Raw genomic sequence first — 24477 nt, forward strand, 5'->3', positions numbered from 1 at the left:
TCAACCCGGCGCAGCCGGACCTGATCGCCACTCAAGTGACTGGAGTGTGCAACTTTTTCGCGATCCGAGAGGTCACGTACGAGCGCGGGTGTGCGCGTACGGACCTGATCCGTGTGCGCACCCACGCACTCCATGGGTCACGCACGGCCCGTGCCGACACACGCCAACCGGTGCCGCCCAGGCGGCACTTGGGAACCGAAAGGTCTGCCGGATGAAGTTCCGCCGCGCCCTGACGGCCGCCGCAGCGGCCGCCGTGATAGCGCCCGCCGCCGTACTGGCCGCCCCCGCCGCCGCGTTCGCCACGGATCCGGTACCGGACACCGGCCCCCGCACGCCCGCGACTCCCGGCACGCCCGACACCGCGAAACCGGCCCAGCCGCCGACGGACGCCCCGACGAACGGCGGCGGAACGGCCGACCCGGACGACACCGAGACCGGCGGCCCGGGCTCCCAGGACGACGCCGGGGACACCTCGCAGAAGCAGCAGAAGGCCGACGGGACCACTGAGGAGGCCACCGAGCAGAAGCCCGGCGGGGCTCCCGACGACCCCCATGGCCGCCCCTGCGCGTTCGAGTCCGACCAGGTGCGCGTGGCCGTCCACGGGCTGCCGACCCAGCTGGCCGCGGACGGCCCCTGGTCCCCCTTCTCGATGACGCTCACCAACACCACCGGCAAGACCTTGAACGAGGTCAAGCCCTATCTGGAGGTGACCTCCGCCGCGGACGTCGGCTGGCCGGAAGAGGAGCTGAAAACCGAGTACCACGATCCCAAGTCGGGGCGGTGGAAGGCATACGACGGCCAAGGGCCCGGCCGCCTGTTCGACACCATGACCGTCGCCCCGCACAGCACTCTCACGTTCCAGCTGCGCACCCACGCGGTCAAGAATGCCAAGCCCGCCGCCGGGTACCTGTTCGCCGCCGCCGACTACCGCAACCGCGACGGTTCCTGTGGTTCGTCCAAGGAAGGCTGGTACGACTTCACCATCCTCCCGGTGGGCGCCAAGCCGACGCAGTCCCCGACCGCCAAGCCAAGTGACCCGGGCGGCACGGCATCGCCCGGCCAGAGCGCCACGCCCGGCGGCGGCACGGGGGGCTCCGCCTCCACCGGCGGCCCCGGCCCGCAGGGCGGCAACCTCGCCGAGACCGGCTCCTCGTCCGCGCTCCCGGCGATCGGCCTCGCCGCGGGCGCCGCGGTGGTGGCCGGCGCGGGCGCGGTCCTCGTCGTGCGGCGCCGCAAGGCCCTGGCCGGTCCGGGCGGCGGCGACACGGACGTCACCGCGTAAGCACAGCCGTTCCCCCGAGAGTCCGCAGAACCGGAAGAGAGATCACCATGAAACTGCGCCGCGCCCTGTCCCTCACGGCCGCGACGGCCGCCCTGCTCCCCGTGGCGATGGCAGCCGCCCCCGTCTCCCAGGCGGCCGACGCCCCGGTCCCGCTGTGCACCGAAGTCGGCGCGGGCAAGTACCGCCAGAGCGCCACCGTGACCCGCTCGTTCGGCATACCCGACCGGCTGACTCCCAGCACTCGCTGGACGAACTTCACCTCCACGCTCACCAACGCCTCGCCGAGAGAGTTCCAGTCGTTCGAACTCAGCGGCTGGGCGCTCAATTACGACGACAACATGGACCACGCCTACCTGGGGCGGTACATCGATCTGCAGTACTGGGACACCTCACAGCACCTCTGGAAGACGCTCCACGGCTCCCGCGCCCCCATCCCCGCCCAGGACACGCTGAAGCCCCGCGGGTCCGTCCACGTGCAGATGCGGCTCAGGCTGAGGGAAGACGTGCCCATGAAGCCGGGCGAGGAGATCCTCGGGGGAGTGGATGTCAGCGGCTCCTGGGTCGAGCCCGCCCGCAACAACTGCGTGGGCCAGACCAGCAGCGGCGGGCAGTTCTGGGCCGAGAAGGGCTGAGTCCGCGCCCGGGGACTGCCTCCGCATCCGGGCCATGACTGCGCACGGGGCCGCCGCTCCAGGGCGGCCCCCCTGGATCCCGGCCCCGTGGAGAAACGTTTGCGCAGGTCATGACGTTTCACTGAGCTGCGCTTGGTGGGGCGGGTGGGACTCGAACCCACGGCCGACGGATTATGAGTCCGCTGCTCTAACCGGCTGAGCTACCGCCCCATAGCGGCGTGTCGCGTACAAGTGTGCGCGCCGTCTGCCGCAGCATAGCCGCTCATACGATCTGCTGCCTCGGCTGGTCGGCTTCCACGCTGCCGCTCATGACCTTGAGGACACCGCCGCGGGCGGGACGGTTCCCGGGGACATGAAAAAGGACCCCTGCGGGGTCCTCGTTCAGCGCTCCCCCGACTGGACTCGAACCAGTAACCTGCCGGTTAACAGCCGGCTGCTCTGCCAATTGAGCTACGGAGGACCGAAGCTCCCCCGACTGGACTCGAACCAGTAACCTGCCGGTTAACAGCCGGCTGCTCTGCCAATTGAGCTACGGAGGATCGCCTCGTTTGCATCGAACGTACCTACCTGGGTATTCGCCAGGGGGCGGTTGCTCGCTGCGACACATACATTAGCGCAAGCAGGGGGGTGCTCCGCCAATCGGTACCCTCGGCGCCAGCGCCGCACCAGAAACCTACGCACGGGAAGGGTGGCAGCCATGCGCTACCGGCTCACGTTCCTCGCCGGACTGGCCCTCGGTTACGTACTCGGCACGAAGGCCGGGCGAGAGCGCTACGAACAGCTGAAGAAGTCGGCCCGGCAGATCGCGCAGAACCCCGCGGTCCGCAACACCGCCGAGACCGCCGCCCAGCAGGGCCGCGTCTACGCGGGCAAGGCCTTCCACACGGTCGGTGACCGCATCCCCGAGTCGGTGGCCCACCGGGTCCGCTCGCTCCGGGAGCGCAACGGCCACGGCGTCCGCGAGGACGACTGGGGCACGAGCAACACCTGACCTTCCGGCCCGCGCCCGCCGTACGGCCGCGCCCCCTCCCCCTCGGGTGCCCTCCGGCCGAGCCGGGCGCGGCGGTACGGCAAAATTCTCCGCATGGGGATAGTCGCCGGCTTGGACAGCTCACCGGAGTTCACACGCATCGTGGTCTGCGACACGGACACCGGTGCCGTACTACGACAGGGGTACGCCCCGCACCCGGTGGAGGGCCGGCCCAGCGACATCGACCCGCAGGCCTGGCTGCTCTCCCTCGGCGAGGCGGCCGGCGGCGGCCTGCTGGAGGGGGTGCAGGCCATCGGGGTCTCGGCCCAGCAGAACGCCGTGGTCCCGCTGGACGCCCAGGGCAACACCGTCCGCCCGGCCCTGGTCGGCGGCGACAAGCGCGCGCAGGTCGCCGCCGCCGACCTGGTGGACGCGCTCGGCGGCCGGGAGGCCTGGGCGCAGGCGGTCGGCTGTGTGCCGCAGGCCGCCCAGCCGGTCACCAAGCTGCGCTGGCTGGCGAAGAACGAGCCGGAGAACGCCCAGCGCACCGCCGTGCTGCTCCAGGCCCACGACTGGCTGGTCTGGCAGCTGCTCGGCCGGCCCCTGCGGCGCACCACCGACCGCGGCGGGGCCTCCGGCACCGGGTACTGGTCGGCGGCCACCGGTGCCTACCGCCCCGACCTGGTCGAGCTGGCCCTCGGCCACCAGGCGGTGCTGCCGGAGGTGATCGGCCCCTCGGAGGCGGCCGGCACCACCCCGGAGGGGTTGCTGATCTCGGCCGGCACCGGGGAGACCATGGCCGCCGCGTTCGGGCTGGGCCTGGGCCTCGGGGACGTGGTGGTGTCGCTCGGGGCCTCCGGTTCGGTGATGGCCGTGCACCCGGAGGCGCTCGCCGATCACTCCGGGATGATCACCTCGCTCGCCGACGCCACCGGCATGTACCTGCCGGTGGTCACCACCCTGAACGCCGTACGGGCCCTGCGCGGCACCGCCGAACTGCTCGGCCTGCCGGACCTGGAGAGCCTGTCGGACCTGGCGATGAAGTCCACGCCGGGGGCGCACGGGCTGGTGCTGCTGCCGTACCTGGAGGGCGAGCGGACGCCGAACCTGCCGCACACCGCGGGCACCCTCGCGGGGCTGCGGCGCGAGTCGATGAAGCCCGAGCACCTGGCGCGGGCCGCCTTCGAGGGCATGCTGTGCGGGCTGGCGGACGCGCTGGACGTCCTGCGCGGGCGGGGCGTGGAGGTGCGCCGGATCTTCCTGCTGGGCGCCGCCGCCGAGCTGCCCGCCGTGCAGGCCTCGGCGCCGTCGCTGTTCGGCGCGCAGGTCGTCGCACCGCAGCCGGCGGACTACGCGGCGATCGGCGCGGCCCGGCAGGCGGCCTGGGCGCTCGGGGTGTCGCAGGGCGGCCTCGATCCGCGCACCCCGCCGGCCTGGCAGGGCGCGGCGGCGCAGGTGCTGGAGCCGGGCGAGGAACTCGCCGTGGGCCAGGCGGTGCGGCAGCAGTTCACCGCGGTGCGGGAGCAGACCCACCCGGGGGCATTCCGCCCGTAAGGGAGCACAACGGGTCTTAACTCCCCGAAACCCTCGGCCAGTAGAGGAGAAACCTTCGGGTTAATCGGTTGAGGTAACGCGGGTGGAGTGTCCGACGATAGGGGCCAAGGGCAACCGACCAGCCCCTGTCGCCGACCCCGAGAGACGCAGCGTGCTCATACGACTTCTACGGACCTATCTCAGGCCCTACAAGAAACCCATCGCCCTTCTGGTGGCGTTCCAGTTCCTCCAGACCTGCGCGACCCTCTACCTGCCCACCCTGAACGCCGACATCATCGACAACGGTGTCGTGAAGGGCGACACGGACTACATCCTGTCCTTCGGCGCCCTGATGATCGGCATCTCGCTGGCGCAGGTCGTGTGCAACATCGGGGCCGTCTACTACGGCGCCCGGACCGCCTCCGCGCTCGGCCGGGACGTGCGCGGTGCCGTCTTCGACCGGGTGCAGTCCTTCTCCGCGCGTGAGGTGGGTCACTTCGGGGCGCCCTCCCTCATCACCCGTACGACGAACGACGTCCAGCAGGTCCAGACGCTGGTCCTGATGACGTTCACCCTGATGGTGTCGGCGCCCATCATGTGCGTGGGCGGCATCGTGCTGGCGCTCGGCCTGGACGTGCCGCTGTCCTCCGTGCTGATCGCGGTCGTGCCGGTGCTCGGCGTCTCGGTGACCCTGATCGTGCGCCGCCTGCGCCCGCTGTTCCGGTCCATGCAGGACCGGCTGGACACGGTCAACCGGGTGCTGCGCGAGCAGATCAGCGGCAACCGGGTGATCCGCGCCTTCGTCCGGGACTCCTACGAGCAGGAGCGGTTCGGCCGGGCCAACACGGAGCTAACCGACATGCAGCTGGCCACCGGCCGGCTGCTGGCCCTGATGTTCCCGATCGTGATGACGGTGGTGAACCTGTCGTCCATCGCGGTCGTGTGGTTCGGCGCGCACCGCATCGACAGCGGCGGGATGGCCATCGGCGACCTCACCGCCTTCCTCGCCTATCTGATGCAGATCGTCATGTCCGTGATGATGGCCACCTTCATGTTCATGATGGTGCCGCGCGCCGAGGTCTGCGCCGAGCGCATCCAGGAGGTGCTGGACACCGAGTCCAGCGTCGTGCCGCCGGCGGCCCCCGTCACCGAGCTGCGCTCCCACGGGCACCTGGAGATCCGGGGCGCCGGCTTCCGCTATCCGGGGGCCGAGGAGCCGGTGCTGAAGGCCGTCGACCTCGTGGCCCGGCCCGGCCGGACCACGGCCGTGATCGGCTCCACCGGCAGCGGCAAGTCGACGCTGCTCGGGCTCGTCCCCCGGCTGTTCGACGCCACCGACGGCGAGGTGCTGGTGAACGGCGTGGAGGTGCGCGAGATCGACCCGGTGCTGCTCGCGAAGACCGTCGGGCTCGTCCCGCAGAAGCCGTACCTGTTCGCCGGCACGGTCGCCAGCAACCTTCGCTACGGCAATCCGGACGCCACCGACGAGGAGCTGTGGCACGCGCTGGAGGTGGCGCAGGCCAAGGACTTCGTGAGCAAGCTGGAGGGCGGCCTGGACGCGCCGATCGCGCAAGGCGGCACCAATGTCTCCGGCGGTCAGCGGCAGCGGCTCGCCATCGCCCGCACGCTGGTGCAGCGCCCGGAGATCTACCTCTTCGACGACTCCTTCTCCGCGCTCGACTACGCCACCGACGCCGCCCTGCGCGCCGCGCTGGCCCGGGAGACCGCCGAGGCCACCGTGGTGATCGTCGCCCAGCGGGTGTCGACCATCCGGGACGCGGACCGGATCATCGTGCTGGACGAGGGCCGGGTGGTCGGCTCCGGCCGGCACGCCGAGCTGATGGCATCCAACGAGACCTACCGGGAGATCGTGCTCTCCCAGCTGACGGAAGCGGAGGCCGCCTGATGGCCGGGCCCATGGGACGCATGATGGCCGGGGGCGGCCCCGACCAGCGCTCGATGGACTTCAAGGGGTCGGGCAAGCGGCTCGTCGCCCGGTTCCGGCCGGAGCGGCTGACGATCTACGCGCTGCTGCTGTGCGTGGTCGTCAGCGTGGGCCTGAGCGTGGTCGGCCCGAAGATCCTCGGCCGCGCCACCGACCTCGTCTTCGCCGGCCTCATCGGCCGGGAGATGCCGCACGGCGCCACCAAGGAGCAGGTGCTCGACTCCATGCGCGAGCGCGGCCAGGGCCGGGTCGCGGACATGCTGAGGAGCACCGACTTCACCCCCGGCAAGGGCATCGACTTCACGGCCGTGGGCGAGGTGCTGCTGCTGGCCCTCGGCACCTTCCTGGTCGCGGGTCTGCTGATGGCGGTCGCGACCCGGCTGGTCAACCGGGCCGTGAACCGCACGATGTACCGGATGCGGGAGGACGTGCAGGCCAAGCTGTCGCGGCTGCCGCTGTCGTACTTCGACAAGCGCCAGCGCGGTGAGGTGCTGTCCCGGGCGACGAACGACATCGACAACATCGGGCAGACCCTCCAGCAGTCGATGGGCCAGCTGATCAACTCGGTGCTGACCATCGTCGGCGTGCTGGTGATGATGTTCTGGGTGTCCTGGATCCTGGCGCTGGTGGCGCTCGTCACCGTCCCGCTGTCGTTCGTGGTCGCCACCCGGGTCGGCAAGCGGTCCCAGCCGCACTTCGTGCAGCAGTGGCGCTCCACCGGCAAGCTCAACGCGCACATCGAGGAGATGTACACCGGGCACACGCTGGTGAAGGTGTTCGGGCGGCAGGAGGAGTCGGCGCAGCAGTTCGCCGAGCAGAACGAGGCGCTGTACGAGGCCGGGTTCAAGGCGCAGTTCAACAGCGGTGTCATGCAGCCGCTGATGATGTTCGTGTCGAACCTGAACTATGTGCTGGTGGCGGTCGTCGGCGGGCTGCGGGTGGCTTCCGGCGCCCTGTCGATCGGTGACGTGCAGGCGTTCATACAGTACTCGCGGCAGTTCTCCATGCCGCTGACGCAGGTCGCCTCGATGGCGAACCTGGTGCAGTCCGGGGTGGCCTCCGCCGAGCGGATCTTCGAGCTGCTGGACGCGGAGGAGCAGGAGGCGGACCCGGTGCCGGGCGAGCGGCCGGCCGAGCTGCGCGGGCGGGTGTGCCTGGAGCACGTGTCGTTCCGGTACGACCCCGACAAGCCGCTGATCGAGGACCTGTCGCTGACGGTGGAGCCGGGGCACACGGTGGCGATCGTCGGCCCGACCGGCGCGGGCAAGACCACGCTGGTCAACCTGCTGATGCGGTTCTACGACGTCTCGGGCGGCCGGATCACGCTGGACGGCGTGGACATCCGGAGGATGACCCGGGACGAACTGCGCTCCGGCATCGGCATGGTGCTCCAGGACACCTGGCTGTTCGGCGGCACCATCGCGGAGAACATCGCGTACGGCGCCGCGCGCGAGGTCACGCGCGGGGAGATCGAGGAGGCGGCGCGGGCGGCCCACGCGGACCGGTTCATCCGCACCCTCCCCGACGGCTACGACACCGTGATCGACGACGAGGGCACGGGCGTCAGCGCCGGTGAGAAGCAGCTGATCACCATCGCGCGGGCGTTCCTGTCCGACCCGGTGATCCTGGTGCTGGACGAGGCGACGAGCTCGGTGGACACGCGCACGGAGGTGCTGATCCAGAAGGCCATGGCCAAACTGGCGTCGGGCCGTACGTCGTTCGTGATCGCGCACCGGCTGTCGACGATCCGGGACGCGGACACCATCCTGGTGATGGAGAACGGGTCGATCGTCGAACAGGGCGCGCACGCCGAACTGCTGGCGGCCGGCGGGGCCTACGCCCGGCTGTACGAGGCGCAGTTCGCGCAGGCCGTGGCCGAGGTGGACTAGGCGCGGGGGGCCGTCGCCCGGTGGCGGCCCCTTCAGTCCAGATAGCCCCTCAGCTGCTCCGCGAAGGCGTGGTCGCGGAGCTTGCCGAGGGTCTTGGACTCGATCTGGCGGATCCGCTCCCGGGTCACGCCGAACAGCCGGCCGATCTCCTCCAGCGTGCGCGGACGGCCGTCGGCCAGGCCGTAGCGCAGCTGTACGACCTTCCGCTCGCGCTCCCCCAGGGTGGACAGCACCGCGTCCAGGTGCTCGCGCAGCAGCAGGAAGGCGGCCGACTCCACCGGGCTCGCGGCGTCGCCGTCCTCGATGAGATCGCCGAGGGCGACCTCGTCCTCCTCGCCGACCGGGGCGTGCAGCGACACCGGCTCCTGGGCGAGGCGCAGCACCTCGCGGACCCGCTCGGGCGTCAGGTCGAGATGGGCGCCGACCTCTTCCGCGGTGGGCTCGTAGCCGCGTTCCTGGAGCATCCGCCGCTGCACCCGGACGACCCGGTTGATCAGCTCCACCACATGCACCGGTACGCGTATCGTGCGGGCCTGGTCGGCCAGCGCCCGGGACATGGCCTGGCGGATCCACCAGGTGGCGTAGGTGGAGAACTTGTAGCCGCGGGCGTAGTCGAACTTCTCCACGGCCCGGATCAGACCGAGGTTGCCCTCCTGGACGAGGTCGAGCATGGTCAGTCCGCGGCCGACGTACCGCTTGGCGACGGAGACGACCAGCCGCAGGTTCGCCTCGATGAGTCTGCGCTTGGCCATCCGGCCCATGACGACGAGCCGGTCCAGGTCGAGCGCCAGCTCGCTGTCCAGGTCGGGGGTGGTGCTCAGCTTCTCCTCCGCGAAGAGGCCGGCCTCGACCCGGCGGGCGAGTTCCACCTCCTCGGCGGCGGTGAGCAGCGGGATGCGGCCGATCTCGCGCAGGTACTGCCGGAACAGGTCGGCCGAGGGCCCGCCGGACTCCGCCCGCGCGACGACCGGCACCTCGGCCTCCGGCTGCTCGTCCGGCTCGTCCGACTCCTGCGGCCCCTCCGCGTCCGCCGCCTCCTCCTCGGCGGCCGGCTCCGGGTCCAGGCCGGCCCGGCCCTGCGGGGGTACGGCCACGAGGACGCCGGTCTCCGCGTCCGGCTCGTCCCCGCCGGTGCGGGTGGCGCTGGTACTGCTGTCGGTCTGGGCGAGGGTCCGGGTCTGCACGGGGGGCGACCTCCAGGATGATCGCTGCGAAGCCGAGCGACAGCGTGCGCTCCGAGGCTCGGGCACCGCCCCCAGTGTGGGGTACGACACAACACCGCCACGAGGGGCGTGCGGTGACTTTTTGCATCCGCCCGGTGACCGGGCGGTGATGCGACGCGTCGGACTATGCGCCTGGCAACCGCGGGCGGCCGGATTCCGTCACAGCGCCTCCGCGCCCCGTTCACGCAGGGACTGGTCGTACTGCTGGAGGACCCACAGTTCGTTCTGGACGGCGGCCAGTTGGGCGGGGTCGCCGCCGGTGGAGAGGCGGGTCATCTGGGACTGGATGTCGCGGATGCGGCGTTCGACGGCGCGGCGGCGGATCTGGACCAGGACCGTGCCGGCGTAGGTCTCGTCCACCGTGCGGCGCAGGATCGGCTCGACGGCCAGCTCCGTGACCATGGAGCGGACCGTGTCGTCCGGCGCGGCCTCGCGCACCCGGACCAGGTACTCCTGCGGGTCGGGCACGCCGTACTCCGCGCCGCCCGCCTCCGCGATGGCCAGCCGCACGGCCGCGTACGGGGGTGCCGTGAACTCGTCCACGCCGTACGCGTCGAACGCCGGGGAGACCAACTCGGGCCGCTGGAGGGCGAGTTTGAGCAGTTCGCGCTCGGCGGCGTAGACCGGGTTGCGCAGGGTCAGCGCCGGGCCGGAGTTCGCCGGGCGCGGCGCCTGGTCCCACTGCCGTTCGTCCGGGCGGCGCCGGTCGGAGGGCTGCGGCCCCCTGCCGCCCTCGCGCGCCCAGCGGGCCAGCTGGGCGACCCGGCGGACCACGAACTGGGTGTCGAGGATGCCCAGCATCCCGGCCAGCTCCACGGCGACCTCGTGCTGCGCGCCGCTGTTCTTGATCTTCGCGACGACCGGCGCCGCCTCGTCCAGCGCGGCGGCCCGGCCGGCCGGGGTGTCCAGGTCGTACCGGCTCACGATCTGCCGCAGCGCGAACTCGAAGAGCGGGGTGCGCGGTTCGACCAGGTCGGCCACCGCCTCGTCGCCCTTGGCCAGCCGCAGGTCACAGGGGTCCATGCCGTCGGGCGCGATCGCGATGTACGTCTCGGCGGCGAACTTCTGGTCGTCCTCGAAGGCCCGCAGCGCCGCCTTCTGCCCGGCCGCGTCGCCGTCGAAGGTGAAGATCACGCGCGCGCTGCGGTTGTCCATCAGCAGCCGCCGCAGGATCTTGATGTGCTCCCCGCCGAAGGCCGTGCCGCAGGTCGCGATGGCCGTCGTCACCCCGGCCAGGTGGCAGGCCATGACGTCGGTGTAGCCCTCGACCACCACCGCGCTGCTGGTCTTGACGATGTCCTTCTTCGCCAGGTCGATGCCGTACAGCACCTGGCTCTTGCGGTAGATCGCCGTCTCGGGCGTGTTCAGGTACTTCGGCCCGTTGTCCGCCTCGTACAGCTTGCGGGCGCCGAAGCCGACGACCTCGCCGCCGATGTCCCGGATCGGCCACATCAGGCGGCCCCGGAAGCGGTCGATGGGGCCCCGGCGGCCCTCCTGGGACAGCCCGGAGAGGATCAGCTCCTTGTCGGTGAAGCCCTTGCCGCGCAGATAGCGGGTGAGGTGGTCCCAGCCCTGCGGGCTGTAGCCGACCCCGAAGTGCACGGCGGCGGCCTGGTCGAAGCCGCGCTCGGCGAGGAAGATCCGGCCGGTCTCGGCCTCGGCGCCGGTGGCGAGCTGCTCGGCGTACCACTGGGCGGCGATCTTGTGCGCCTCGACCAGCCGGATCCGCTCGCCGCGCTGGTGGGCCGGGTTGTACCCGCCCTCCTCGTACCGCAGCGTGATGCCGGCCTGCGCGGCCAGCCGCTCGACCGCCTCCGAGAAGGAGAGGTGGTCCACCTTCATCACGAAGGTGATGGTGTCGCCGCCCTCCTGGCAGCCGAAGCAGTGGAAGAGTCCCTTGCTGGGGCTGACCTGGAAGGACGGCGACTTCTCGTCGTGGAACGGGCACAGGCCCTTGAGGTTGCCGCCGCCCGCGTTGCGCAGCTGGAGGTACTCGGAGACCACGGCGTCGATCGGGACCGCGTCCCGTACCGCCTTCACGTCCTCGTCGTTGATCCGTCCTGCCACGGATGAATTCTACGGGGGCGCGGGGAGGCTCCCGGTGCCTTCGGGGGTCACGGGACCAGCCCGGCGAGCGGCACGTGCGGGTCCGACAGGGCGTCCACGTTCACCCGGGCCCGGGAACGGATCAGGTTCTGGATCGGCTCTGTGACATCCCACACGTTCACGTTCATCCCGGCCAGCACGCGCCCCTCGCGCACCCAGAACGCGATGAACTCCCGCTTGCCCGCGTCGCCCCGGATCACCACCTCGTCGTACGTCCCGGGCGGCGCCCATCCGCTGTACTCCATGCCCAGGTCGTACTGGTCGGTGAAGAAGTACGGCACCCGGTCGTAGGTGACGTCCTGGCCGAGCATCGCCCGCGCGGCGGCCGGGCCGCCGTTCAGGGCGTTCGCCCAGTGCTCCACCCGCAGCCGGGTGCCGGACGGCCCGAGCGGGAAGGACGCCACGTCGCCGGCCGCGAAGATGTCGGGGTCGGAGGTGCGCAGCCGCTCGTCCACCAGGATGCCGCCGCCGTGCGCCCGGTCGGCGATCTCCAGCCCGGCCGCCTCGGCGAGCGCCACCCGGGGTGCCGCGCCGATCGCCGCGAGGACGTCGTGCGCCGGATGCTCCTCGCCGTCGTCGGTGCGGACCGCGAGGACCATGCCGTCCTGTCCGACGATCTCGGTGAGCCGGGCCCCGAAGTGGAAACGGACGCCGTGCTCGCGGTGCAGCTGGGCGAAGACGTTGCCCAGCTCGGGCCCGAGGACGCCGTGCAGCGGGGTGGGCTCCGGCTCGATCACCGTGACCTCGGCCCCGTACTCCCGGGCCGCCGCCGCGACCTCCAGACCGATCCAGCCGGCGCCCGCGATCACCAGGTGCCCGTTGTCCCGGCCGAGGTGCTGGAGCACCCCCCTGAGGCGCTCGGCGTGCGCGAGGCGGCGCAGGTGGTGGACGCCCGCCAGGCCGGTGCCGGGGATGTCCAGGCGGCGCGGTTCGGCGCCGGTGACCAGCAGCAGCCTGTCGTAGCGGACGAGGGTGCCGTCGTCACCGAAGCGGACCGTCTTCGCCGTGCGGTCGATACGGTCCACGGTCTGCCCGAGGTGCAGCTCGACGTCGTGCCGCGCGTACCAGGCGGGCTCGTGCACGAAGACGCTGTCGCGCTCCTCCTTGCCGAGCAGGAAGCCCTTGGACAGCGGCGGGCGCTCGTAGGGGTGGTCGCGTTCGTCGCAGATCAGTATCACCCGTCCGCTGAAACCCTCCGCCCGGAGCGTCTCGGCCGCCTTCGCACCGGCGAGACCGCCTCCGACGATGACGAATGTCTGATCCGCGTCGACCACTTGATGCCTCCTCGTAAGGGTGCCGCCACGTGCGAGCCTCCCGCACGCAGCGTGATGCGGGAAGAGGGTGTGACCCGATCAGGCCACGGACGGTCACTTTCCGTTCACCGGCGTCCCGTCAGTCTCGCGTGCAGCGACAGCGCGGAGGCGTCGGTGAGGGAGGCGATCTGGTCGACGATCACCCGCTTGCGCGCCCGGTCGTCACCCGCCGCGTCGAACAGCGCGCGGAACTGGGGGTCCAGTCCGTCGGGGGCGCGGGCGGTCAGCGCCTCGGCCAGCTCGGCGACGATCACCCGCTGGTCGGCGCGCAGCCGCTCCTGCTCGGCGCGCTGCATCACGTACCGGTCCGCGACCGCCTTGAGGACCGCGCACTCCATCCGGGTCTCCCGGGGCACGACCAGCCGGGCGGCGTACCGGGTGAGCCGGCCCGGGCCGTACGCGGCGCGCGTCGCGGTCTCGGCGGCCAGGCAGAACCGGCCGATGAGCTGGCTGGTGGCGTCCTTCAGCCGGGCCTGGGCGACGGCCGTGCCGTCGTAGCCGTGCGGCCACCACTCCTCGTCCAGGAGGCGGTCCAGCGCGGCGGAGAGTTCGGCCGGGTCGGTGCCGGCGGGGACGTAGCGGCCGACGGCCACCTCGAACACCGCCCGCCGTTCCGGCTCCGCGTGCAGGCAGTCGGGGTCGATGTGCCCGGCGTGCAGTCCGTCCTCGACGTCGTGCACCGAGTACGCCACGTCGTCCGACCAGTCCATGACCTGCGCCTCGAAGCAGGTGCGGGTGCCGGGGGCGTGGGAGCGGACCCAGTCGAACACCGCGCGGTCGTCGTCGTACACGCCGAACTTCGGCGACGTGGGCGCGGTGGGGTGCGCGCCGCGCGGCCAGGGGTACTTGGTGGCGGCGTCGAGGGCGGCACGGGTCAGGTTCAGGCCGACGGAACGGCCTTCGGTGAAGCGTTTCGGCTCGATGCGGGTGAGGAGCCTGAGGGACTGGGCGTTGCCCTCGAAACCGCCGCAGTCGTCGGCGAACTCGTTCAGCGCGGTCTCGCCGTTGTGGCCGAAGGGCGGATGGCCGAGGTCGTGGGCGAGACAGGCCGCCTCCACCAGGTCCGGGTCGCAGCCGAGGGCCGCGCCCAGTTCCCGGCCCACCTGGGCGCATTCCAGGGAGTGGGTGAGCCGGGTGCGCGGGCTCGCGTCCCACACCCGGTTCCTGGTTCCCGGGGTCACCACCTGGGTCTTGCCGGCCAGGCGGCGCAGGGCGGCGGAGTGCAGGATGCGGGCGCGGTCGCGTTGGAAGGCGGTACGGCCGGGGCGTTTGTCGGGTTCGGGGGCCCAGCGTTCGGCTGACGCCGGGTCGTACGCCGTGTCGTGTGCCGTGGAGAGTGCGGTGCCTTCCATGGGTCGACAGTAAGCCCCATCGCCTGCCGGGTCCGGTTCCGGGGTGGCCGCGGGTGGGGCGGGCCGGCCGCGGGTGGGGGGGGCTCGCGCCCGCGCGGCGGAGGCGCGCACCGTTACGGCCCCGCGCCCCTCAGGACAGCCGCGTACCCCTCAGGCGGCCGACGACCACGGTATGGAAACGCTCTGTTCATAACGATGCAGCACCAGGCGGGCCATCGCCTCGTGCGCGCCCAGCGGCGCGGAGGCGATCCAGGGTGCCTGGGCGGCGCACTGCGTCGCGAAGCGGCCCGGAGCCGTGAAACACGAGGCGACCGCCACCCGGTGCCGGCCCCCGGCCGCCAGGGCGCGCAGGGCCGCCGGGACCGTCGGGGCCGCCGCCGAGGCGTACGCGGGGACGACCGGGACGCCCAGCCGGCCGGCCAGGAGGCGGGCCGTACGGCGGGTGTCCGCGGCCGAGTCCGGGTCTCGGGAGCCCGCCGCCGCGAGGACGACCGCGGTCGTGCGGCGGGCGGTGGCGTCCAGGGCGGCCGGCCAGCCGGACTCGGTGAGGCGGGCGTGCAGGGCCTCGGCGAGCAGCGGGTGCGGGCCGAGCGGGGCGGCCACGCTCGCCCGCACCGGCGCGGCGGCGGCCAGCTCCGGGATGTCCTGCTTGACGTGGTAGCCCCGGGCGAGGAGCAGCGGGACGAGGACGGCGCGGGTGTCGCCGAGGGCCGCGAGGGTGTCGGGCAGCAGGGGCTCGTTCAGCTCGATGTGCCCCAGGTGGACCGGCAGGCCGGGGCGCAGCGCGCGTACCCGTGCCATCAGCGCCCGCACGGTGGTGAGCGCCCGCGGGTCGCGGCTGCCGTGGGCGACCAGGACCAGGGCGGGCGGTGCCGGGCGGCGGCCGGGCGGCGCGAAGACCGGCCGGACGCGGGTGCGGGAGGGGATCGACGCCGTCATGGCAGGATCCTGGCCCCCGCAGGTTGCGCCCCCGTTGCCGGGCCGTCACGGGCATTTTCCGTACCATCACCCCGGCCGCCGGCGGGGTGTGAGGCGAACCGGAACGGTGCGGGTGGCGTCTTCCCCGGTCGGGGCGATCAGGGGAGGTCGTAGGCGTATGGGGATCCGCCGGCCGCGATGGCCGCGTACCCGGGCCGGGCAGCGGCGGCTGCTGTGGGCCGTGATGGCCGGGTGTGTGCTGGCGCTGCTGCCGGCGACCTGGCTGCGCCTGTCCACGGCGGACCGGCTGCGGACCACGGCGGACGTGCCGCGCACCGAGGTCGCGGTGGTGTTCGGGGCGGGGCTGTGGGACGGGGAGCCGTCGCCGTATCTCGCGCACCGGCTGGACGCGGCGGTGACGCTGTACCGGGCGGGGCGGATCGAGGTCGTCCTGGTCACCGGGGACAACAGCCGCGAGGACTACGACGAGCCCGACGCCATGCGCGCCTACCTCACGGACCACGGTGTGCCGGACCGGCGGATCGTCAGCGACTACGCCGGGTTCGACACCTGGGACTCCTGTGTGCGGGCCAGACGGATCTTCGGGGTGGACCGGGCGGTGCTGATCAGCCAGGACTTCCACATCCGGCGGGCGGTGGCGCTGTGCGAGGCCGCGGGGGTGGACTCGTACGGCGTCGGGGTGGCCGCCGAGCACGACGTGACCTGGTACTACGGCGGGACGCGCGAGCTGTTCGCGGCGGGCAAGGCGGCGCTGGACGCGGTGTTCCGGCCGGATCCGCGGTTCCTCGGGCCCCGGGAGCCGGGGGTGGCGCGAGCGCTGGCGGCGGGCCGGTGACGGCTTCCTCTCGGGGGACAGGTTCTTCGCGGGGGGGGTGGCTCCCTCACGGCGGGCCGGGGGGCGCGGGGAGGTCGCCGTGCCGGGGGTGTAACCGGACGCGACCCGGGTCCGTAACACGCCGGACGCACGCTGGGCGGCATGGAGAACACCTCGACGCCCACCCACTGCCCGTACTGCGCCTTGCAGTGCGGGATGAACATCACGCCCCTGCCCCAGGGGGGCGTCGAGGTCACCGAACGGGCGGACTTCCCGGTCAACCGGGGCGCGCTGTGCGGCAAGGGCCGTACGGCGGCCGAGGTGCTGTCCCCGGCGGTACGGCTGACCACCCCGCTGGTGCGGGAGGGCGGCCGGCTGGTGGAGGCGAGCTGGCCGGAGGCGCTGGACCGGATCGCCGGGCGGCTGGCGGCGACCCGGGAGCGGTACGGCCCGGACGCGGTGGGCGTGTTCGGCGGGGGCGGGCTGACCAACGAGAAGGCGTACGCGCTGGGCAAGTTCGCGCGGGTGGTGCTGGGCACCTCGCAGATCGACTACAACGGCCGGTTCTGCATGTCCTCGGCCGCGGCGGCGGGCACCAAGGCGTTCGGGCTGGACCGGGGGCTGCCGTTCCCACTGGAGGACATTCCGCGGACCGGGTGCGTGATCCTCGTCGGCTCCAACCTGGCCGAGACCATGCCGCCGTCGCTGCGGTTCTTCACCGAACTGCGGGAGAACGGCGGCACGCTGATCGTCGTCGACCCGCGCCGGACGCGGACGGCGGAGCAGGCGGACCTGCACCTTTCGCCCCGCCCCGGCACCGACCTGGCCCTCGCCCTCGGCCTGTTGCACCTGGTGGTGGCCGAGGGGCGGACGGACGAGGAGTACATCCGGGAGCGGACCACGGGCTGGGAGGAGGCCCGGGCCGCGGCGATGGCGCACTGGCCGGAGTACGTGGAGCGGATCACCGGCGTCCCGGTGCCCCTGCTGCGCGAGGCCGTACGGATGTTCTGCGAGCCCGAGGCCGCGATGGTGCTCACCGCGCGCGGACCGGAACAGCAGTCCAAGGGCACGGACACGGTGGGCGCGTGGATCAACCTGTGCCTGGCGACCGGCCGGGCGGGGCGCCCGCTGTCCGGGTACGGCTGCCTGACCGGGCAGGGCAACGGGCAGGGCGGACGCGAACACGGCCAGAAGGCCGACCAGTTGCCCGGCTACCGCAAGCTGGACGACCCGGCGGCGCGGCGGCACGTGGCCGGGGTGTGGGGCGTGGACCCGGACAGCCTGCCGGGCCCGGGGCGCAGCGCGTACGAACTCCTCGACGCGCTCGGCGGGGACGTGCGGGCGCTGCTGCTGATGGGGTCCAACCCGGTGGTGTCGGCCCCGCGCGCGGCCCACATCGAGGGACGGCTGCGCTCGCTGGACTTCCTGGCCGTGGCCGACGTCGTGCTGTCGGAGACGGCGGAACTGGCGGACGTGGTGCTGCCGGTGACCCAGTGGGCGGAGGAGACGGGCACGACGACCAGCCTGGAGGGCCGGGTACTGCTGCGCCGGCGGGCGGTCGCCCCGCCGCCGGGCGTCCACAGCGACCTGTACGTCCTGCACGAGCTGGCCGGCCGGCTCGGCGTGGAGAAGGGCTTCCCGACGGACCCGGAGGAGGTCTTCGGGGAGCTGCGCCGCGCCAGCGCGGGCGGCCCGGCGGACTACTCGGGCATCACCTACCGCCGCCTGGCCGAGGAGAACGGCGTCTTCTGGCCCTGCCCGGAGGAACCGGCCGGCACGACCGAGGCCGACGGCGGGGAACCGGCCGGGACGGCCGAGGCCGACGGCGGGGAACCGGACCGGGGCGCCCTGCCCGGTGACGCGGCGGGAGCCGGTGCCGCTTCCCCGGCCGTGGTGCATCCCGGCACCCCCCGCCTCTTCCTCGACCGCTTCGCCACCCCGGACGGGCGGGCGCGGTTCGTGGCCGTGGCGCACCGGGCGACCGCCGAGGAGCCGGACGCCGAGTACCCGCTGCTGCTGACCACCGGCCGGGTGGTGGCCCAGTACCAGTCCGGGGCGCAGACCCGGCGCGTGGCGGAGCTGAACGCGGCGGCGCCGGGACCGTTCGTGGAGCTGCACCCCCGGCTCGCGGCCCGGCTGGGCGCGGCCGACGGGGATCCGCTGGCCGTGGTCTCGCGGCGCGGCCGGGCCGTGGCGCCGGCCCGGATCACCGACACGATCCGCCCGGACACCGTCTTCATGCCCTTCCACTGGCCGGGCGAGGGCCGCGCCAACACCCTCACCAACCCGGCGCTGGACCCCACGTCCCGGATGCCGGAGTTCAAGTCGTGCGCGGTGCGGGTGGAGGTCGTACCGCGGTCGTAGGGCCACGGTCGGAAGGCGGTTCGGCCGGGGGCCCGCGGTGGGCGGGGGCGGGCTCGCGTAGGTTCGGGGTATGTCCGACAAAGAGCGGTACGACCTCGACGCCTACCTGGACCGGATCGGCTGGGAGGGCGAGCGGCGGGCCGACCTGGCCACCCTGCGGGGCGTACACCTGGCGCACTCCCTGGCCCTGCCCTTCGAGAACCTGGACCCGGTGTCGGGCTCGGCCCCCTCCCTGGCGCCCGGCGACCTGATGGCCAAAATGGTGCGCGGGCGGCGCGGCGGCTACTGCTACGAGCACAACACCCTGCTGCGGCTGGCGCTGGAGGCGCTCGGGTTCCGGGTGACCCCGCTGGCCGGACGGGTGGTGGTGGGCGCCGACAGCCCCGGCAGCCGGCCGCGTACGCACGCGATGCTCCAGGTGGAGGTGGCGGGCGAGCCGTGGCCGTACCTGGCGGACGTCGGTTTCGGCGCGGTGGGCGCGCTGCTGCTGCCGGTGCCGCTGGTGCCCGGCACCGAGCACGAGGGCGCCGGGCGCCGGCACCGGCTGGAGCCGCTGGGGCACGACGGGCCGTCGGAGCTGTGGGAGTTGCGGGCGTACGACCCGCGGACCGGGGAGTGGGCCGGGCAGTACGCGTTCACCCGGGAGCCGTTCACGGCGGGCGACTTCGAGGTGTTCAACTGGTTCGTCGCCACCCACCCGCGCTCCCCGTTCACCCGCCGCCCCTACCTCCAGCGCCCCCTGCCCGACGGCCGCCATCTCTGCCTGGACGGCCCCCTGCTGACGGAGACGGCCACCGACGGCACGACGACCGAGCGCGTACTGACCGAGGAAACCGAGGCGCGGCAGGTGGTGGAGGACCGGTTCGGCATCGCGGTACCCGCGGGGGTGACCCTGCTGGGCTGAGCCCCGCTTCCGGTGAGCCGACGGGGGTCAGGAAGCGGAGACGCCCAGCTTGACGGACTGCTGCCGCTCCGCAGTCGCGGATCCGGTCCCGGGGGCGTCTCCCAGGACGTCGAAGGTCGCGAGGCACCGCACCGTGCCGCCGACCGAGCCGACGTCCAGGCAGACGGGCAGGTCTGGTTCCCGACCCTCGTGGTCAGCCTGAAGCCGAGGGCGCCGCCCAGGTAGGTGTCGTACGGCACGAAAACGGCCCCCCCCCCCCCGCCGCCCCGCCACACCTCTCCCCGAAGATCCACAAAGCTCCACCACGGCACCTATGGACATGACATGTCATGGCCACTTAAATCTCGGGGCATCAGCGCCACCCCCACGCCTGACGGGCGCCTTCCCGAGGAGACAGATGAGCCGGATACGGCAGCATGTCCGAGGAACCCGCCGCACGGTCACCGCCGGTGTCGCCGCCGCCACCGCGACCGTGCTGGCCGTCGGCCTCTCCCCCGCCGCCCACGCCGAGGGCGGACCGACCCGGGCCACCGCGATCGACCACGCGGCCTCCGCGCTGCTGGCCCACGCCTCCGCCCTGGGCCTCGCCGCCCCGCAGGAGACCAGCGTCCGGGACGTGATCGTGGACAAGGACGGCACCCAGCACGTCCGCTACGACCGCAGCTACCGTCATCTCCCGGTCCTCGGCGGCGACTTCGTGGTCCACCTGGCCCCGGACGGCACCTACAAGGGCGCCGACCGCGCCACCCGGCAGACCGTCTCCGTGCCCACGGTCACCCCGGCGGTCCCCGGTCCCGAGGCCGCCGGTCTCGCGGTGGACGCCCTGCGCGCGGCCCACCCCGGCACGTCCCTGAAGCAGGCCAAGGCCAAGCCGCAGCTGGTGGTCGACGCCCTGCACGGCACCCCCAGACTGGCCTGGCGCACCACCGCCGTCGGCCTGGACTCGCTCGGCAACCCGGCCGCCCGGACCATCCTGACCGACGCGCGCACCGGCGCCCGGATCGACGCCTGGGACAGCCTCGAGACCGCCACCGGCGACGGCGCCTCCCTCTACAGCGGGACCGTGCCGCTGGAGACCACCCAGTCCGGGGCGTCGTACCAGCTCAAGGACCCGACCCGGGGCAACACCTACACCGGTGACGCGGAGAACAAGACCGACCTGTGCATCTTCGGCATCTGCTTCAGCCGGGCACCCGCGACCCTGTTCTCGGACGCCGACAACCACTGGGGCACGGGCGCCACGGCGGACCGCGCCTCGGCCGCCGTCGATGCCCAGTACGGCACGAACGAGACCTGGGACTACTACAAGAACGTGCACGGCCGCACCGGAATCGCCGGGGACGGCAAGGGCTCGTACAACCGCGTCCACTACGGCAGCAACTACAACAACGCCTTCTGGGACGACAGTTGCTTCTGCATGACGTACGGCGACGGTGACGGGACCACCTTCGGGCCGCTGGTCGCCCTCGACGTCGCCGGGCACGAGATGTCCCACGGGGTGACCTCGAAGACGGCCGCGCTGACCTACTCGGGCGAGTCCGGCGGGCTGAACGAGGCCACCTCCGACATCCTCGGCACGATGGTGGAGTGGTACGCGAACAACGCCTCCGACGCCGGTGACTACCTCATCGGCGAGGAGATCGTGAAGCCCGGCTTCGGCAAGGCGGCCCTGCGCTTCATGGACAGGCCCTCCAGGGACGGCAGTTCGGCCGACTACTGGAGCTCGTCGGTCGGCAACCTCGACGTCCACTACTCCTCCGGCGTCGCCAACCACTTCGCCTACCTGCTCGCCGAGGGCAGCGGCCCGAAGACCGTCAACGGCGTCGCCTACGACTCGCCGACCTACAACGGCTCCACGGTCACCGGCATCGGCCGGGACAAGGTCGGCAGGATCTGGTACCGGGCGCTGACGGTCTACATGACGTCCTCGACCAACTACAAGGGCGCCCGCACGGCGACCCTCAACGCGGCGAAGGACCTCTACGGCGCCGGCGGCACGGAGTACAACGCCGTGGCGGCCGCCTGGAGCGCGGTCAACGTCAGCTGAGCCCGGCCGCCCGCTTTCGGGGCCGGTGTCCGCTCGGGCACCGGCCCCGGTGTGTGTGCCGGCGGTCGCGCTGACGCGCTGTCACCCGTTCACCGGCGCCGCCGCTCCATTCGTGTTCTTTTCATACTTCTTCCTCTCTGACCTCCCCCACCCGCCCGTGACCTGCCGGAACACCCCACCGGCTCACCCGGGCGGGTGGCCGGGCCGCCACCCGTTCACCGCATTCCTGACGCTTCCTCAGCAAGCGGGCCGGTCGCCGAGCCACTTATCTCGGAAGGGCAGGGGCGCACCCCTGGACGAGTCGGACAAGCTCTGGGGAGCACCATGCGACGCACTGCCCGTCTCCTGGCCGGTACCGCGCTCGCCGTGGCCGCCACGGCACCCGCCCACGCCATGGCCGCCACGGACCCGGCGGCGCCGCTCACGACCGCTCCGGCCGGCCCGCTGGAGGTCCGGCCGGCCACCGTGACACCCGGCGGCGAGGTCACCGCGAGCACGGCCGCGTGCGGGTCCCCGGGCGCCGCGACCGGCGACGCGGGCGCGGTCGGCGCCGGCACCTTCCCGCTGGCGCCCGGCACCGGCGAAGGGCGGCTGACCGGACGGTTCCGGGTGCCGCCGAGCGCCCAGCCGGGCACGTACGAGATCGTCGCCCGGTGCGCCGAGGGGGACCGGCAGGTCGCGGGCGATCTGGTGGTGGCGCTCAGCGCGGCGCACGGACAGGTGCAGCCGCGGGGAAGCGTGAAGACAGGGGTCGGCGGCGGGCTGGGCCGCGACCCCGTACAGACCACGGCGGGTGTGGCGGCTCTGGCCGTCGCCGCCGCGGGCGGTACCTGGCTCCTGCATCGCCGGGCGAGAGGCGACGGGATCTGACGGACACCCTCCGCTGTCCGTCCACCGGTACCGCACATCCCGCCCCCTCCGGGTCCGACGCCCCTCGCGGCCCGGAGGGGGCGGGCATCCGAACAGGGGGCCGTCCGAGGGAGAGGGGTCGCGCATGCGTGCTGGGGCGGCCGGGGGCGCCGGGAAAGCCGGGCGTCCGCAAGGACATGGGCATAGGCACGGGCGTGGGCGGCGGGCCCGGCTCGGGGACGCCGTCATAGCCGCCGTCACCGTGGTGGCCCTCGGCTCGGGGGTGTGGCTGCTGGCCGGCACCGGTCCGCGGACCCCGCCGCAGCCGACGGCCGCCGAGGGCCGGGCCGAGCCCGGCGGCGAGCGGCACGCGGCCCCCGCCCTCGCGCCCTCGCCGCCGCTGCGGGTCCGCATCCCCGCGATCCGCGTGGACGCGCCCCTGACCGGCCTGTCCCTCACCCCCTCCGGCAGCCTGGACGCCCCGCCCGCCGAGGAGCGCAACCTGGCCGGCTGGTACGAGGCCGGGACCACGCCCGGGGAGACGGGCACCGCGATCGTCGCCGGCCATGTCGACAACGCCGACGGCCCCGCCGTCTTCTACCGCCTCGGCGCGCTCAAGCGGGGCGACCGCGTCGAGGTGGACCGCCGGGACGGCACCGTGGCGCTGTTCACCGTGGACGCGGTGGAGGTGTACTCGGCCCGCGACTTCCCCGACGACAAGGTGTACGGCGCCGCCCCCCGTCCCGAACTCCGCGTCATCACCTGCGGCGGCGGCTACTCGAAGACCACCGGTTACCAGGGCAACGTGGTGGTGTTCGCCCACCTGACGGGAAGCCGCTGACGCGACAGGTCCCCTCAGCCCACCGCCGGCTGCCCGCCCAGGACGTGCTCCTTGCCCCACACGCCCAGCGGGGCCAGCGCCTCGTTCAGCCGGGCGCCGGTCCCGGTCAGCGAGTACTCGACGCGGGGCGGTGTCTCCGCGTAGTCCTCACGGTGCACGATGCCGTCCGCCTCCAGCTCCCGCAGCTGCGCGGCGAGCACCTTCTCCGTGACGCCCGGCAGCAGCCGGCGCAGCTCCCCGAACCGGCGCGTGCCCTCCCCCAGCACCCACAGGATGGACACCTTCCACTTGCCGTCGATGATGTCCATCGCCGCGTCGACGCCGCAGATGTACGCCCCCGGCCGCCGTCCCACCGGCATGCTGCTCCCCCTTCCTTCCCGCACCCTTCCCTGGGGGTAACCACCCACTCCGAAGTACGTACTTCTGCGCGGCGGCTCCCCGGGGGAGCCTAGTCGTCATGAGCGACAACTCCCCTTCCTCCCACCCCCGTACCTCCCTGACCCTGCTCGGCACCGGTGCCATGGGCACCGCCCTCGGCCGGGCCTGGCTCGCCGCCGGGCACCCCCTGACCGTCTGGAACCGCACGCCGGAGCGGACGGCCGCGCTGACCGCCGAGGGCGCGGTGGCCGCCGACAGCGCGGCGGCGGCCGTGGCCGCGAACCGGCTCGTCGTCGCCTGCCTGCTGGACGACGCCTCGGTGGGCGCCGCCCTGGACGGTGCCGACCTGGCCGGCCGGGACCTGGTGAACCTCACCACCGGCACCCCCGCCGACGCCCGGGCCCGGGCCGCCTGGGCCGCGGAGCGGGGCGCCCGGCTGCTGGACGGCGGGATCATGGCCGTACCGCCGATGATCGGCGCGCCCGGCGCCTTCGTGTTCTACAGCGGTGACCCGGCCGTGTTCGAGGAACACCGGGACACCCTCGCCGTGCCGGCCGGCACCGAGTACGTCGGCGCCGACCCCGGGCTCGCCGCGCTGCACGACGTGGCGCTGCTGACCGGCATGTACGGCATGTTCGCGGGCATCACGAGCGCCTTCGCGCTGCTGCGGGAGACGGACGTGGCGCCCGAGGAGTTCGCCCCGCTGCTCGTGTCGTGGCTGACCGCGATGGCCGGCCAGGCGCACGGCATGGCCGGGCGGCTGGCCTCGGGCGACTACACGTCCGACGTCGTCTCCAACCTCGCGATGCAGGTCGCGGGCAGCGGCACCCTGCTGCGCACGGCCGAGGAGCAGGGGACGAGCCCGGAGCTGATCACCCCGTTCTTCGACCTCATGCGCCGCCGCCTGGCCGACGGCCACGGCGCGGAGGACACCACCGGCCTGGTGGAGCTCCTGAGCACCCGGTGACCGGCCGGGGCCCCACGCCCGCCACAGGGACCGTGCGTCCGCCCCCCCACACACATCCCCCACCCGTGCCCTCACACCCCGCCCCCGCGCCCGCCCAGCCCCCTCACACCCCCCGCCGCGCCCCGCTGA

Annotated in this window: 19 protein-coding genes and 3 tRNA genes; 13 read left to right on the plus strand and 9 right to left on the minus strand. The window is 73.1% G+C overall.

Annotation, left to right across the window (positions count from 1 at the left end; genetic code table 11):
* Positions 1-211 precede the first annotated feature (211 nt).
* Together IH25_RS41130 and IH25_RS0106925 are read left to right on the plus strand one after the other, a co-directional pair.
* On the plus strand, positions 212-1282 hold the full coding sequence (locus IH25_RS41130; protein WP_030604710.1) for an LAETG motif-containing sortase-dependent surface protein: 1071 nt from the start codon (positions 212-214) through the stop codon (positions 1280-1282).
* Positions 1283-1329: 47 nt separating this feature from the next.
* A complete protein-coding gene (locus IH25_RS0106925; protein WP_030604714.1) occupies positions 1330-1914 on the plus strand; it encodes a hypothetical protein in 585 nt (194 codons plus the stop codon).
* A gap of 133 nt (positions 1915-2047) precedes the next feature.
* Here the strand turns inward: IH25_RS0106925 and IH25_RS0106930 are convergent.
* From IH25_RS0106930 to IH25_RS0106940, 3 genes are all read right to left on the minus strand, one after another.
* Positions 2048-2124 (minus strand) — tRNA-Ile (locus tag IH25_RS0106930).
* Positions 2125-2301: 177 nt separating this feature from the next.
* Positions 2302-2374: transfer RNA gene (locus IH25_RS0106935), tRNA-Asn, on the minus strand.
* A 6-nt stretch (positions 2375-2380) separates the two neighbouring features.
* Positions 2381-2453: transfer RNA gene (locus tag IH25_RS0106940), tRNA-Asn, on the minus strand.
* Positions 2454-2611: 158 nt separating this feature from the next.
* Between IH25_RS0106940 and IH25_RS0106945 the strand changes: the two genes are divergently transcribed.
* The 4 genes from IH25_RS0106945 to IH25_RS0106960 all read left to right on the plus strand — a co-directional run bounded on the left by IH25_RS0106945 (position 2612) and on the right by IH25_RS0106960 (position 8251).
* Positions 2612-2905 carry a hypothetical protein gene (locus tag IH25_RS0106945; RefSeq protein WP_030604717.1) on the plus strand — a complete coding sequence of 98 codons (294 nt, stop codon included), beginning with the start codon at positions 2612-2614 and terminating at the stop codon, positions 2903-2905.
* A 93-nt stretch (positions 2906-2998) separates the two neighbouring features.
* On the plus strand, positions 2999-4438 hold the full coding sequence (locus IH25_RS0106950; RefSeq protein WP_030604720.1) for an FGGY family carbohydrate kinase: 1440 nt from the start codon (positions 2999-3001) through the stop codon (positions 4436-4438).
* A gap of 151 nt (positions 4439-4589) precedes the next feature.
* Positions 4590-6323, plus strand: a complete 1734-nt coding sequence (locus IH25_RS0106955; protein WP_030604724.1) for an ABC transporter ATP-binding protein — start codon at positions 4590-4592, stop codon at positions 6321-6323.
* On the plus strand, positions 6323-8251 hold the full coding sequence (locus IH25_RS0106960) for an ABC transporter ATP-binding protein (protein WP_030604727.1): 1929 nt from the start codon (positions 6323-6325) through the stop codon (positions 8249-8251). The genes IH25_RS0106955 and IH25_RS0106960 overlap by 1 nt, the downstream gene beginning before the upstream one ends.
* 32 nt (positions 8252-8283) lie before the next feature.
* Here IH25_RS0106960 and IH25_RS0106965 read toward each other — a convergent pair whose 3' ends face one another.
* The 5 genes from IH25_RS0106965 to IH25_RS0106985 form a co-directional block, all read right to left on the minus strand.
* The gene (locus IH25_RS0106965) at positions 8284-9435 is read right to left on the minus strand and encodes an RNA polymerase sigma factor (RefSeq protein WP_030604729.1); all 1152 of its coding nucleotides are present in this window, start codon (positions 9433-9435) and stop codon (positions 8284-8286) included.
* 198 nt (positions 9436-9633) lie between these two features.
* Positions 9634-11541 carry a DNA primase gene (gene dnaG, locus IH25_RS0106970; protein WP_030604733.1) on the minus strand — a complete coding sequence of 636 codons (1908 nt, stop codon included), beginning with the start codon at positions 11539-11541 and terminating at the stop codon, positions 9634-9636.
* Between the two features lie 47 nt (positions 11542-11588).
* On the minus strand, positions 11589-12854 hold the full coding sequence (locus IH25_RS0106975) for an NAD(P)/FAD-dependent oxidoreductase (RefSeq protein ID WP_030604736.1): 1266 nt from the start codon (positions 12852-12854) through the stop codon (positions 11589-11591).
* A 104-nt stretch (positions 12855-12958) separates the two neighbouring features.
* The gene (locus IH25_RS0106980) at positions 12959-14245 is read right to left on the minus strand and encodes a deoxyguanosinetriphosphate triphosphohydrolase (protein ID WP_030604738.1); all 1287 of its coding nucleotides are present in this window, start codon (positions 14243-14245) and stop codon (positions 12959-12961) included.
* 150 nt (positions 14246-14395) lie between these two features.
* Positions 14396-15184: a sirohydrochlorin chelatase gene (locus IH25_RS0106985; RefSeq protein WP_030604740.1), complete on the minus strand. Its 789-nt coding sequence runs from the start codon at positions 15182-15184 to the stop codon at positions 14396-14398.
* 157 nt (positions 15185-15341) lie between these two features.
* Between IH25_RS0106985 and IH25_RS0106990 the strand changes: the two genes are divergently transcribed.
* From IH25_RS0106990 to IH25_RS0107015, 6 genes are all read left to right on the plus strand, one after another.
* Positions 15342-16019 (plus strand): SanA/YdcF family protein, encoded by a 678-nt coding sequence (locus tag IH25_RS0106990; RefSeq protein WP_030604743.1) that lies wholly within the window; start codon positions 15342-15344, stop codon positions 16017-16019.
* A gap of 141 nt (positions 16020-16160) precedes the next feature.
* A complete protein-coding gene (locus IH25_RS0106995) occupies positions 16161-18362 on the plus strand; it encodes a molybdopterin oxidoreductase family protein (RefSeq protein WP_030604746.1) in 2202 nt (733 codons plus the stop codon).
* 70 nt (positions 18363-18432) lie between these two features.
* Positions 18433-19266 carry an arylamine N-acetyltransferase family protein gene (locus IH25_RS0107000; protein WP_030604749.1) on the plus strand — a complete coding sequence of 278 codons (834 nt, stop codon included), beginning with the start codon at positions 18433-18435 and terminating at the stop codon, positions 19264-19266.
* Positions 19267-19663: 397 nt separating this feature from the next.
* Positions 19664-21313, plus strand: a complete 1650-nt coding sequence (locus IH25_RS0107005; protein ID WP_030604751.1) for a M4 family metallopeptidase — start codon at positions 19664-19666, stop codon at positions 21311-21313.
* 324 nt (positions 21314-21637) lie between these two features.
* Positions 21638-22183 carry a hypothetical protein gene (locus tag IH25_RS0107010; protein ID WP_030604754.1) on the plus strand — a complete coding sequence of 182 codons (546 nt, stop codon included), beginning with the start codon at positions 21638-21640 and terminating at the stop codon, positions 22181-22183.
* Between the two features lie 124 nt (positions 22184-22307).
* The gene (locus tag IH25_RS0107015) at positions 22308-23003 is read left to right on the plus strand and encodes a class F sortase (RefSeq protein ID WP_078844158.1); all 696 of its coding nucleotides are present in this window, start codon (positions 22308-22310) and stop codon (positions 23001-23003) included.
* Positions 23004-23017: 14 nt separating this feature from the next.
* Here the strand turns inward: IH25_RS0107015 and IH25_RS0107020 are convergent, their stop codons facing one another.
* Entirely contained in the window at positions 23018-23362 is a 345-nt protein-coding gene (locus IH25_RS0107020; RefSeq protein ID WP_030604761.1) for a winged helix-turn-helix transcriptional regulator, read from the minus strand.
* Positions 23363-23460: 98 nt separating this feature from the next.
* Here IH25_RS0107020 and IH25_RS0107025 point away from each other — a divergent pair, with 98 nt between their 5' ends.
* Positions 23461-24348: an NAD(P)-dependent oxidoreductase gene (locus IH25_RS0107025; RefSeq protein WP_030604765.1), complete on the plus strand. Its 888-nt coding sequence runs from the start codon at positions 23461-23463 to the stop codon at positions 24346-24348.
* Positions 24349-24477 lie beyond the last annotated feature (129 nt).

This window comes from Streptomyces achromogenes subsp. achromogenes (assembly GCF_000720835.1).
Lineage (GTDB): Bacteria > Actinomycetota > Actinomycetes > Streptomycetales > Streptomycetaceae > Streptomyces > Streptomyces achromogenes.

Excerpts from the sequence above, each read along its gene's own strand:
- IH25_RS41130 (WP_030604710.1), top strand. The coding sequence starts at position 212 with ATGAAGTTCCGCCGCGCCCTGACGGCCGCCGCAGCGGCCGCCGTGATA.
- IH25_RS0106925 (WP_030604714.1), top strand. The coding sequence starts at position 1,330 with ATGAAACTGCGCCGCGCCCTGTCCCTCACGGCCGCGACGGCCGCCCTG.
- IH25_RS0106945 (WP_030604717.1), top strand. The coding sequence starts at position 2,612 with ATGCGCTACCGGCTCACGTTCCTCGCCGGACTGGCCCTCGGTTACGTA.
- IH25_RS0106950 (WP_030604720.1), top strand. The coding sequence starts at position 2,999 with ATGGGGATAGTCGCCGGCTTGGACAGCTCACCGGAGTTCACACGCATC.
- IH25_RS0106960 (WP_030604727.1), top strand. The coding sequence starts at position 6,323 with ATGGCCGGGCCCATGGGACGCATGATGGCCGGGGGCGGCCCCGACCAG.
- IH25_RS0106980 (WP_030604738.1), bottom strand. The coding sequence starts at position 14,245 with ATGGAAGGCACCGCACTCTCCACGGCACACGACACGGCGTACGACCCG.
- IH25_RS0106985 (WP_030604740.1), bottom strand. The coding sequence starts at position 15,184 with ATGACGGCGTCGATCCCCTCCCGCACCCGCGTCCGGCCGGTCTTCGCG.
- IH25_RS0106990 (WP_030604743.1), top strand. The coding sequence starts at position 15,342 with ATGGGGATCCGCCGGCCGCGATGGCCGCGTACCCGGGCCGGGCAGCGG.
- IH25_RS0106995 (WP_030604746.1), top strand. The coding sequence starts at position 16,161 with ATGGAGAACACCTCGACGCCCACCCACTGCCCGTACTGCGCCTTGCAG.
- IH25_RS0107000 (WP_030604749.1), top strand. The coding sequence starts at position 18,433 with ATGTCCGACAAAGAGCGGTACGACCTCGACGCCTACCTGGACCGGATC.
- IH25_RS0107005 (WP_030604751.1), top strand. The coding sequence starts at position 19,664 with ATGAGCCGGATACGGCAGCATGTCCGAGGAACCCGCCGCACGGTCACC.
- IH25_RS0107010 (WP_030604754.1), top strand. The coding sequence starts at position 21,638 with ATGCGACGCACTGCCCGTCTCCTGGCCGGTACCGCGCTCGCCGTGGCC.
- IH25_RS0107015 (WP_078844158.1), top strand. The coding sequence starts at position 22,308 with ATGCGTGCTGGGGCGGCCGGGGGCGCCGGGAAAGCCGGGCGTCCGCAA.
- IH25_RS0107020 (WP_030604761.1), bottom strand. The coding sequence starts at position 23,362 with ATGCCGGTGGGACGGCGGCCGGGGGCGTACATCTGCGGCGTCGACGCG.
- IH25_RS0107025 (WP_030604765.1), top strand. The coding sequence starts at position 23,461 with ATGAGCGACAACTCCCCTTCCTCCCACCCCCGTACCTCCCTGACCCTG.